General features: G+C 48.0%; 4 protein-coding genes. All 4 read left to right on the top strand.

All coding sequences use genetic code 11. The annotated features are described in order from the left end of the window. Positions 1-75: 75 nt before the first annotated feature. On the top strand, positions 76-1542 hold the full coding sequence (locus ACTTJF_RS09965) for an acetyl-CoA carboxylase subunit A (protein WP_122867933.1): 1467 nt from the start codon (positions 76-78) through the stop codon (positions 1540-1542). Further along, positions 1535-1756 (top strand): hypothetical protein, encoded by a 222-nt coding sequence (locus tag ACTTJF_RS09960; RefSeq protein ID WP_314978254.1) that lies wholly within the window; start codon positions 1535-1537, stop codon positions 1754-1756. Before ACTTJF_RS09965 ends, ACTTJF_RS09960 begins: the two co-directional genes overlap by 8 nt. After that, a complete protein-coding gene (locus tag ACTTJF_RS09955; protein WP_442551831.1) occupies positions 1750-2472 on the top strand; it encodes an arginyltransferase in 723 nt (240 codons plus the stop codon). The genes ACTTJF_RS09960 and ACTTJF_RS09955 overlap by 7 nt, the downstream gene beginning before the upstream one ends. A gap of 35 nt (positions 2473-2507) precedes the next feature. Next, a partial coding sequence (locus tag ACTTJF_RS09950) for a J domain-containing protein (protein WP_442551830.1) occupies positions 2508-3274 on the top strand: 767 nt, incomplete at its 3' end.

Here is a 3274-nt window from a genome sequence, read left to right as displayed (position 1 = left end):
TCTAAAAAAGCAAATTTCAAGCATCAGCAAGCAAAAAAGAGTAAAATTCAAAAAACAATAAGAAAGGAAAGCCAAGTGATACATAAAATTTTGATCGCAAACCGCGGAGAGATCGCCGTTCGCGTGATCCGCGCTTGCAAAGACCTACACATTAAAAACGTCGCTATCTACACCAAGCCCGACCAAGACTGCCTGCATGTCAAAATAGCCGACGAGGCCTACCAGATCGGCATCGACCCGATCAAGGGCTACCTAGACGCCAAGCGCATAGTCGAGGTCGCAAAAGCTTGCGGCGCAGACGCGATACACCCGGGCTACGGATTTTTGAGCGAAAACTACGAATTTGCCAAAGAGGTCGAGGATGCAGGGCTGGTTTTCATCGGACCTACCGCCGACGTCATCCGCAAAATGGGCAATAAAAATATCGCTCGCTATCTGATGAATAAAAACGGTATCCCTATCGTGCCGGGCACCGAGAAACTAAACAACGAAACGATAGAAAACATCAAACTATACGCCGAGCGCATCGGCTATCCGGTTATCCTAAAAGCTAGCGGCGGCGGCGGCGGACGCGGCATCCGCGTCGTGTGGAAAGAAGAAGAGCTAGAATCTAGCTTTGAAAGCTGCACGCGCGAGGCTAAGGCGTTTTTTAACAACGACGAAGTTTTCATGGAAAAATACGTCGTAAATCCGCGCCATATCGAGTTTCAAATTTTAGGCGACAAATACGGCAACATCATCCACCTGGCCGAACGCGACTGCTCGATCCAGCGCCGCCACCAAAAGATCCTCGAGATAGCGCCCAGCCCCACTATGAGCGAAAGTCTGCGAAAAAGCATGGGCGTGACCGCAGTCGCAGCCGCAAAGGCCGTAAACTACACCAACGCCGGCACGATCGAGTTTTTGCTCGATGATTACAACAACTTTTATTTTATGGAGATGAACACCCGTATCCAGGTCGAGCACGGCGTGACCGAGGAGATCACGGGCGTGGATCTCATCGTGCGCCAGATCCGCATCGCTGCGGGCGAAATCCTAGACATGGAGCAAAGCGACGTCATCACGCAGGGTTTTGCGATCGAGGCGCGTATCACCGCCGAGGACGCATGGCAAAACTTCATCCCAAGCCCTGGCGAGATCAGCGGTTACTACCCTGCTCTGGGACCTTCCGTTCGCGTGGATAGCCATCTATATAAAGACTATCAGATACCGCCGTTTTACGATAGCTTGCTAGCTAAGCTAATCGTGCGTGCGCCTAGCTACGATCTAGCCGTAAATAAACTAAAACGCGCGCTGGATGAGTTTACGATCGAAGGCAGCGTCAAAACCACGATCCCGTTTTTGCTCAGCATTAGCAAGGAGCGCGACTTTAGGCGAGGATTTTTTGATACGTCCTACGTCGAAAACAAAATGCCTACCCTGCTAGAAAAAATGAAAACCAAAGACAATGAAGACAACGAGGAGGTGATCGCTGCCATCGCCGCCGCGATACAAAGAGTAAAAGACGCTAGGAAATTTAAAGAGGAGCACGCGGATGAATGATTTTTTCGATAGTTTAAAGGATATAAAAAAAGAGCTGCAAAAGGAGCAAAATGCAAATTTGAGCTCAAATTTAGCCGCCAAAAATGCCGCGAAACAAAATTTAAAGCCTGAGCCAAAAACCTTCAGCAAAGAAGAAGCCATCGCGCACAAAGAGCAAAATTTACGCGACGAGTTTCTAGCCTACGTCAAGGACGCGGATATCAAAAAGTGCTAGTCGTGCCGTTTTCCACCCTGCCTAGTCCCTGCCCCTACCTCAAGGACAGGGACTCGCGCATGGAGTATCGCTACATAGACGGCTGCGACTTTGCCGTAAACGACGCTCTAGCTAGGCGCGGCTTTAGGCGCTTTGGCAAATATTTCTCCAAGCCAAACTGCGCGGGTTGCCGCGAGTGCGTAAATATCAGGGTCGATGCGCTAAATTTTAAATTTAGCAAATCCGCCCGCCGCACTATACGCAAAAACGAAAACACCAAAATCATCCTCACAAAGCCGCTCCTAGACGACGCGCACGTCGCGCTATACAAAAAATACCACAAATTTATGCAAGAAAAGCGCGAGTGGAAGTACTACGAGCTGGACTTCCGCCGCTACTACGAGCTCTACGTCGCGGGACACGCGGAGTTTGGCAAGGAGATTGCGTATTTTGCGGACAGCAGGCTCATCGGCGTTGATCTAGTCGATATCCTTAGCGACGGTATCTCGGCGGTTTATTGCTATTATGATCCTGATTTTGCGGATCTTAGCATCGGCAGATACTCGCTCTATCAGCAAATTTTACTGGCCAGGCAGCTAAATTTGCGCTGGATATACCTAGGCTACTACGTCAAAGACTGCCCTAGCCTAGCCTACAAAGCAGACTACAAGCCCTACGAGCGCCTGTGCGAATACGTCGCACTAGATGAAACGCCCGTGTGGGAAAAAGCGGAATAAAAAATGCTTTCAAATGCGTTTTATAAAGGCAAAATTTGATAAAAGTAAGTCAAAATCTAGAATCTCTAAGCATAGAAACATCAGACGCGGATCTGTTTTTCGAGCTGCAAGCGCTCATAAAGCGAAACTTCGCCAAGACGCTGGGGCAAAAAGGCAAAGTAATGTCGTTTTACGACGAAAACGAGAAGGTCCAGCGCAAATATTTCGTCAAATTTCTAAAAAAACTCTGCCAAAGATACGAGCTAAAAAACGTAAATTTAAACTTCGCCGAGTATAAAACCATCAAACTCCACTACATCCAACCAAACTCGCTTAAAGCCATGGTTTTCGTCGATGTCGCCTTCGTGCGCGGCGGCGCGATATTTAGCTTTGATCGCTCAAACGAAGCCTTCATCTCGCACATCATCAGAGGCTTTGAGTCAAAGCAAATTTTATCCGCCGAGGGTCAAATCGCCATAAATATCGTAAACTTAGGCGAGTGCGCGCGCCTAGAAGAGCTGTTTAACAAAAGCGAATACATGAAATTTTCGATCATCTTTAACTATAACGAAGAGGAATTTGAAAAATTTAAAAAACAGATCAAAATCTGCGCCAAGAAAAACGAGGCCAAATTTGCTGCTCTTGCTAGCCTTTTCGAGGATCATTTTACAGTGCTTGGATGCGATAAAAACGATAGCTTCGAGGATGTGCGAAACCGCTATCTGGAGCTTGTTAAAGCCTATCACCCCGACTTTCACGCCGCGCTTAGCCCCGAGCTTTTGGACGAGTGCAAAACGCAGTTTCAGCGTATCCAAAACGCCTA

The organism is Campylobacter sp. (genome assembly GCF_052170435.1).
GTDB lineage: Bacteria > Campylobacterota > Campylobacteria > Campylobacterales > Campylobacteraceae > Campylobacter_A.
This window is presented reverse-complemented; position numbering and strand designations above follow the sequence as displayed.

Coding starts and splice junctions, on each gene's coding strand:
- ACTTJF_RS09960 (WP_314978254.1), top strand. CDS start 1,535: ATGAATGATTTTTTCGATAGTTTAAAGGATATAAAAAAAGAGCTGCAA.